This is a genomic window from Enterococcus sp. 125944 (assembly GCF_051909435.1).
Lineage (GTDB): Bacteria > Bacillota > Bacilli > Lactobacillales > Enterococcaceae > Enterococcus_D > Enterococcus_D gallinarum.
This window is the reverse complement of the sequence record NZ_JBQASY010000011.1, coordinates 101,202-108,485: the sequence shown is the minus strand read 5'-3', so window position 1 is coordinate 108,485 and position 7,284 is coordinate 101,202. Positions and strand designations below refer to the sequence as shown.

The following is a 7,284-nucleotide window of genomic DNA, read 5'->3' as shown; positions in this document are numbered from 1 at the left end:
ATACAGGTTTTACTATTTTTGAAATAAGTACCTTCCACTTCAAATACATGTATTCAAAGTGAAAGTATTGATTTAAATGATTCTTTTGTAATTTACTCTTGATAAAGTCCCACAGGAAGTAAAGAGTAGTCATATGTTGATCAGAAGAATTCTCGCACAAATCGTTGATTTTGTTTTAGGGATTTTAACCATATTTCTTATCTTTGTAGGAGGAATTCCGCTAATCGGTCGGGTCATCAATAATGACTTTGTTGCTGTTTTGACTGCGATTTGTTTGATGTGTGTTATGTATTTTGCACTGCAATATCCATTCATGCAAAATCAGCAGACGATCGGAAAAGCATTCTTTCAGCTGCAGATCGTTTCAACAGATAAATATCGCAAAAATGTTCCAGTGGCAGTCATTTTTCAACGAGAGATTTTATGCAAACTAGCCAGCTGTTTCTTCATTTGCCTGCCGCTACTGTTTGGCAAAGAAGGAGGGCATGAGGCATCTACACATACAAAGTTAAGAATTGGTAAAGGAGAAAATAGTTGGAAGAAATAAGACAATTTTTGGATCAAGTAATCGCACATTCTTCGCCAGAAGCACCTATTTGGAATCAAGAGGCTCGATTAGCCAATCATCCAATCCGTTGGAGTTATATCGATGGCTGCATGATTCTGGCGATCCAATACATGTTTAATGCAACACAAGACGAGAATTATCTTGCGTTTGTTGAAACCTTTATTGATCACTACATTGATGAGGCAGGGAATCCATTGGGGTACGATGAAAAAGAATATAACTGTGACGCAATCAATGAAGGAAAACTATTGTTTCAGTTATATGCAATCACTAAGAAAAGCAAATACCGCAAGGCTCTAGATAATCTGTATCGGCAAGTTTTGTTGCAACCGCGCACTAAGGAAGGAAGCATGTGGCATAAGCTGGTCTACCCGCAACAAGTTTGGCTAGATGGTTTATACATGGTTCAACCATTTGCGATCCAATACCAACTAACGTTTGGCAACTCCGCAGATGTTAGTGATGTGATTGGGCAATTCAAAAATGTCATGGAGTCAATGAAAGATCCGCGAACAGGATTGCTGTATCACGGATACGACTGTACGAGAACTGCATTTTGGGCGCATCCAAAGACAGGTTGTAGCGCAAACTTTTGGACTCGTTCTCTTGGATGGTATGCTATGGCATTAGTTGACACACTTGAAGTTTTACTGTCCCATGAAGGCTATCTCCAAGAAAAGAAGCAGTTGCAGCGCTATTTAACAGAACTTGTAGGTGCAGTAATGGCTTATCAAGATCCAAAAACGAGTCTCTTTTTTCAAGTAACAGATAGACCAGACGGTGAAGACAATTATTTAGAGACGAGTGGATCTGCTGCTTTGAGTTATGTGATGCTAAAAGCCAGTCGATTAGCTATTCTTCCTTCACAATATAAAATAATCGGCGAGACGATCCTACGCGCTCTTGTAAAGCACAAATTGGTTATTAAAAACGGAGAATTTACATTGAAAGATATCTGTTTAGTTGCTGGCTTAGGGGGGATGCCTGGAAAAGGCAACTACAAAATCAGAGATGGCTCCTATGAGTATTATATTTCAGAGCCAGTTGTCAACGATGATGCTAAAGGCATCGGTCCGTTCGTTTATGCTTACAGTGAATGGTTGCAACTGCAGAACCAATAAAGCCAGTGATTCTTATCATTTTCGTAAGCGCAAACAAACCATTTGGTCTCCTTCGCAGAGTAAGATACAATGAAATGGTAGGCAACTTCCTTCAATGAAAAGGCAAGTGCTGAAAGATAGACCGATTTCATGCGTACACAAAATAAGGAGGCTTTCAAATGGATAAAAGAAACCTGACGATTATTGGCAGTTACGACACTCGGGCTGAAGCATTGACAGCAATTGATCAATTGCGAAACGAAGGGTACAACAAAGACGACATTGTTTTGTTTGCGAATGCAACGATCATCGAGCAGTTTGGCTTAGATACGTTAAGTAGTGCAGAAGTAGAAGCGACTGGAGGATCAGATGATGATCGTTCAATGTGGGAAAAAATCAAAGATGCTTTCTCATTTGGCGACTATGACCATCGGACGATTGATGATGAGAGTGATCCTTTATTTGCCTATCGTGACGACCTTGAGCAGGATCGTTTAGTGGTAGGAGTCTACGATTATCACGCAACCGATCGAATCGAAGAAACAGATACAGCGATCATTGATCAGCCTGTTACAGGTGAGACAGCAATGCCTGATGAATCGGTTCATCCGACCCCTCGAATGGGAGATAGTGATATCGAAACACCAATTAATGACCCAAATCACTTGCGTAATTTATAAAAAAGATCCCATCCAGTAAATGGTCGGCTTATAATCAAAGAAATAGCAGCCCTGCAATGGCTGTTATTTCTTTGTATTTCAGATGTTAAGCTTGTAAAATACGGGACAATTGCTGCAACGAATTCTTAATTTGTTGCTCGTTTCTTTTTTTTGTATAATAGATGGAGAAAACCATTTCTTCAAAAAAATGCACGGTACTTCATATAAAGAGAAGGTGAGGGATAGCAATGAAGTTGAAATTTAATTTGCAGTCAGCACTCGTTAGTTGTTTTGTCACGATTATGTTGAGTATGGCAATTGATCAAGATGTAAATGCTTTTGTTGCGGCCCCGTTCCAGCGCAATTCTTCGGAGCCATCTTCTGAAGCACCAGTGCAGGTTGCCGAAACAAGTACGTCTGAAACGGAAACAACCAGTGAAACTTTTTATGAAGCACGGGTCAGTTCCTACTCCGAAACAACTGCACAGACCAGTGGAACAAAATCAAATGAAGATTCATCGGCCATTCCGTCTACAGAATCAGAAAGTATAGCTGACAGTAGTGAAGCAGTAGTGAAGGAGACAGATACAGCATCTAGCACTTCCAATAATGGATCAGCAAATTCTGATACTACGACTAGTACATCCGAAACGACGAGCTCCTCTAGCAGCAGCTCAAGTACGAGTAGTTCAACCTCTTCATCTAGCAGTTCAAGCAGTACAGACACAACTACTTCTGACGAAAGTGAAGAGAGCACAGAAGCTGGTGATACACCGATTGATAGTAATGATCCGGCCAATGCTGCGGATGGATCAGAACCATTAAAACTTCTTTTAGAAGAACCATTTGATGCCTTTTTTAGATAAGCGCTTCGGCAAAGATCGTCAGAGTTTTAAACCAGCGAATCCCTTACGACTATTCATCTATTTGCTGAAGTAGCGACTGATTATTTTGTGCAATAAAAGTGCACCTTTTTCAAGCATATCACAAAGTGATTTCATTAAATTCGCTTATAATGAGTTGAAAAGGGGGCGCGCTATGGGCAAATATTTCAGAAGCTTTGAAAAGCTGATCAGTGCTATTGTTGATATTATGTTAGCAATTTTAGTTGTATTGGTATTGGTTGTGATGGCAGAAGCAATTTATAAAATCATTACTTATGTCATTCCTTTGACAAAAGTCAGTGATCTATCCTTTTTGATCGAAGAGATTGCTACGCTATTTATTTTACTTGAAATCATTTTGATGTTACTGCGTTATGTAAAAGAAGGACATCATATTCCTGTTCGTTATCTGATTCTGATCAGTATCACAGCGATTTTGCGGGAGTTGTTGTTGGCACAAGGAAAAGGGCTAGAGACGTTGTTTCTGGCGCTGGCAATTTTAGTACTGATTTTTGTTTTACAAGCACTAGAGAAGTTGAAATCTTTTCATAGCTCCAAAGACATCTGAAAAACAAATCAGAAAGTTGCTTAGAAATAAAAATAATCCTATCAGTAAACTGAATGACTCAGTTATTGATAGGATTATTTTTTGCGAATAAACTAGCACTCTCTGCTTGAAGTTGTTTCCCAATATCCGTTTGACGCACAGTGATTCGTTCTGTTTGACGAAGAACGATTTTCTTTTGCGTCATTAGATCCTTCCGCTCCTTGATTGCTGTCTGACGATCTGTAAATGGTTGGTGAGCAGCAAGTGTCATCCCAAAAGAATTAGATAGCAGCGTGTAACCGGCGATACCGGTAACTTCCTGATAGGAGCGGGATAAGCCACCGTCAATTACCAGTAGGTGCCCATTGGCTTTGATTGGCGTCTCTCCTTTTTTCACTTTTACTGGTGTGTGGCCGTTAATGATGTGTCCTGTCGAGTCTAATCCAAACGCAGCGAATAAGCGACGGCAAAATGCTTCTTTTTCTCTTAGGGTATAGTAGGCGTTTTTTTCTTCAATATGCGTGTGTTTATTACTGATGAAATAGCGCTCGAAGGTTTTCATGGATTTTTTACCGAAAAGAGAAGACCCTTCTCCGCACCAGAGATACCAAAGGACATCGGTCGCCAGATCGTCGGTCCTTTCTGGTGTTGCGAAACTCTGTTTTACACATTCTTGAAAGAAATCCATCAATGCTTTGCCCTGATAAGAGGTTTTTCCAAAGGACACTGAAAGGAAGCGACCATCAGGATGACAGGGGATGCAACCGTGGTACAGTAGATTGCCATTATAAATTTGATAGATCGTGCCTTTTTCTACTAGAAAACGTACATGGGTTGCTAACCTTTCGGAGGATTGAAATTGTTTGAGAAGATCCTCCAGTACTTTTTGCTCTTCATCAGTCAAAAGATAGGGTGCTTCGGGATCAACCAATTGAAAGCAAGCATGGATCAGAGGCTCAAAGTGATCCTCTAGCTGAATCTGCAAATCCTTTGTGATTTTACCCAATAGCAAACGATCCGCTAATTGAAATTCGGGGCGTCGTTTGATCACAGCGGCCTCTACCTTGAATTGAATGATTGCAAAGGCTTGCTGGAGGAGCATTGCGTCGTGAATTTCCTCTTCGGAAAGATCATCAACAGTTTTCTTAGGATAAAACCCCTTATTTTCTTGATAATGTTTACGACTAAATGCTATGGCTTTAGAGAGGTCGATGCCATAGCCTTCTTTCAACAATGCTAAATTTCCATACCGTGCAGCGATCCGTATGGTACTTGCCAAACAAGGGAAAGAACCGCAGTAACTCCCGATCCACAAAATATCATGGTTCCCTAATTGGATATCCAAAGAAGGAAGCGCCATGAGCCGGTCGATGATTTTATCAGGTGCGGGTCCCCGGTCATAAATATCCCCAATAACATGTAGGTGATCAACGACAAAACGCTGAATCAAAAATGCTAGCTGTTCACAAAATAGAGGCGCTAAGGATAAGTCGATGATCTTATCAAAAATCGCTTTATAATAGGCTTCTTTGTTGAAGTCCGAGTCATATTGATACAGCAATTCTTCTAAAATATAAGCAAATTGTTTTGGTAAAGCTTTTCGAACTTTGGACCGCGTATATTTGCTGGAAGTAAAACGAGCCACTTTGACCAGTTGAGTCATTAATTGGATCCAATCCTCATGCGGATAGTCTTTTTCTTGCAATACTTCTTTTGGATAGTAAATCAAAAAACATAGCTCGGTCTTCTCAGCAGCGGTCAGTGAGTATTGAAACAATGTTTCGACTTTTTCCCGAATGCTGCCTGAACCATTGCGCAAGATATGATCAAAAGCTTCATATTCACCGTGCAGATCACTGACAAAGTGTTCGGTTGCTTTAGGTAACTGCTGGATCGCCTCTAAATTGATAATCTCAATGAAATCATTTAATTGATCTTCAGTGTGCATAGGCATTATTTTTGTAAAATTCTTCGATCAACATCGAACTTTCTTCGATCGACCGTTTGCTGACATCGATTACATTGATTCCTAGCTGTTGGAATAATTGATTCGCATAGGCTAGTTCATCATCGATCCGGCTTGGTTCTGTATAGTTAGTAGTTTCTTTCAACCCTAATGAAGCCAGTCGAGAACGGCGTATTTCGACGAGTGAGTCAGAATTTGTAGTGAGCCCGATCATTTTTTTGGGATCGATTTGATTAATCTCTTTGGGTAAAGCGACCTCAGGTATTAAAGGCAGATTAGCCACTTTGTAACCACGATTAGCCATATATAGACTTAACGGTGTCTTGGAAGTACGGGAAACACCGAGCAATACGATGTCAGCATCGAGAAAACCACGAGGATCCTTGCCGTCATCATACTTCACTGCAAACTCCATTGCAGCAACACGACTGAAGTATTCTTGATTTAAACGATGGATTGCGCCAGGTTCCTGAACTGCTTGTAGCCCGACGGTTGCTTCGATTACTGAGATCAATGGCGTCATGAAATCGACATGTTGAAGACCGGTGCGTTTAGCAAAGGCTTCGACAAATTTCACTAAATCTTTGTTAACAAGCGTCGTCACAACAATCGATTTATCCAGTAAAGCATCTTGTAAGATTTCCAATAAGCTCTCTTCATCATTTGTAAAAGGATACAGTTGAATATCGGATAGATCGATCGTAGGAAATTGTGCGGAAACTGCACTAATCAATTTTTGTGCTGTTTCACCAACGGAATCTGAAATCAAATATAGTCGAACATTCTTCATTTTTTTCGCTCCTTAGAATTGATTGTTTTCGATCGCATTGCCTGCTTGGATATAGTAGTTCATAATTTTAGACTTGGTTATTTTACCAATGACTTTTTTTGGATTCTCGGCATCAACAACAGGGAGTGTATCTATTTCATGCCTAGCTAATAAGGTACCTGCAGTCAAAATAGTTTGGTCGGCAGTAATCGTGACGATATTCGGCATTCGCGTCATGATCATTGCCACCGGTGTTTTTTCTGCTGCTGAATTGCTGATAGCGAAGCGCAGAAGGTCTTTGCGAGATAGAACACCAATTAGTTCCTCTTCTGCATTTTTCACATAAAGAGACCCGACATCATACATGAATAGGGTTGTCACAGCATCATATACCGAAACGGATTGCTCAATCATTAACGGTGGGATCATAATCTCTGCGACTTTTGCATGGTATAGCTTATCAAACAACAGCGGTTCTACGGTCTGTCCGGTATAAAAATAACCGACCTTGGGCCGGGCATCGAGTAATCCAGTCATTGTCAGGATAGAGAGATCATTGCGCAAAGTAGCACGGCTGAATCCTAGTTTTTTTGCGATGGTTTCACCACTGATAGGTTGATTGTCTTTTACGATTTCAATGATTTTAAGTTGTCGCTTTGTCAATTCCAATGTGTCACCTTCTTTAATTAAATGTGATATGCTATTTATTATATATTTTCTGCGTGGAAAATGCAATAAAGGATTTTGGCGCGAATTTTTCTTAAAAATTTCTTCTTGACGAATCAATGATG

8 protein-coding genes are annotated in these 7,284 nt (G+C 40.2%); 5 read left to right on the top strand and 3 right to left on the bottom strand.

Going from position 1 to position 7,284, the window contains the following annotated elements:
* Positions 1 to 133: 133 nt before the first annotated feature.
* The 5 genes from ACTFWY_RS11090 (at position 134) to ACTFWY_RS11070 (ending at position 3,779) form a co-directional block, all read left to right on the top strand.
* Positions 134 to 547: an RDD family protein gene (locus tag ACTFWY_RS11090; RefSeq protein WP_021148958.1), complete on the top strand. Its 414-nt coding sequence runs from the start codon at positions 134 to 136 to the stop codon at positions 545 to 547.
* Positions 535 to 1,689, top strand: coding sequence for a glycoside hydrolase family 88/105 protein (locus ACTFWY_RS11085; RefSeq protein WP_423121565.1), 1,155 nt, complete (start codon positions 535 to 537; stop codon positions 1,687 to 1,689). The genes ACTFWY_RS11090 and ACTFWY_RS11085 overlap by 13 nt, the downstream gene beginning before the upstream one ends.
* 158 nt (positions 1,690 to 1,847) lie before the next feature.
* A complete protein-coding gene (locus ACTFWY_RS11080) occupies positions 1,848 to 2,348 on the top strand; it encodes a general stress protein (protein ID WP_003129022.1) in 501 nt (166 codons plus the stop codon).
* A 227-nt stretch (positions 2,349 to 2,575) separates the two neighbouring features.
* Positions 2,576 to 3,193 carry a hypothetical protein gene (locus tag ACTFWY_RS11075; RefSeq protein WP_005473007.1) on the top strand — a complete coding sequence of 206 codons (618 nt, stop codon included), beginning with the start codon at positions 2,576 to 2,578 and terminating at the stop codon, positions 3,191 to 3,193.
* Between the two features lie 172 nt (positions 3,194 to 3,365).
* Positions 3,366 to 3,779, top strand: coding sequence for a phosphate-starvation-inducible PsiE family protein (locus tag ACTFWY_RS11070; protein WP_081131849.1), 414 nt, complete (start codon positions 3,366 to 3,368; stop codon positions 3,777 to 3,779).
* A gap of 58 nt (positions 3,780 to 3,837) precedes the next feature.
* Here ACTFWY_RS11070 and ACTFWY_RS11065 read toward each other — a convergent pair whose 3' ends face one another.
* The 3 genes from ACTFWY_RS11065 to ACTFWY_RS11055 are packed head-to-tail and all read right to left on the bottom strand — an operon-like array spanning position 3,838 to position 7,162.
* Positions 3,838 to 5,712, bottom strand: a complete 1,875-nt coding sequence (locus ACTFWY_RS11065) for a fructose-1,6-bisphosphatase (RefSeq protein ID WP_103300703.1) — start codon at positions 5,710 to 5,712, stop codon at positions 3,838 to 3,840.
* Positions 5,696 to 6,514 carry a pyruvate, water dikinase regulatory protein gene (locus ACTFWY_RS11060; protein WP_003129026.1) on the bottom strand — a complete coding sequence of 273 codons (819 nt, stop codon included), beginning with the start codon at positions 6,512 to 6,514 and terminating at the stop codon, positions 5,696 to 5,698. Before ACTFWY_RS11060 ends, ACTFWY_RS11065 begins: the two co-directional genes overlap by 17 nt.
* A 12-nt stretch (positions 6,515 to 6,526) precedes the next feature.
* Positions 6,527 to 7,162: a helix-turn-helix transcriptional regulator gene (locus ACTFWY_RS11055; RefSeq protein ID WP_003129027.1), complete on the bottom strand. Its 636-nt coding sequence runs from the start codon at positions 7,160 to 7,162 to the stop codon at positions 6,527 to 6,529.
* Positions 7,163 to 7,284 lie beyond the last annotated feature (122 nt).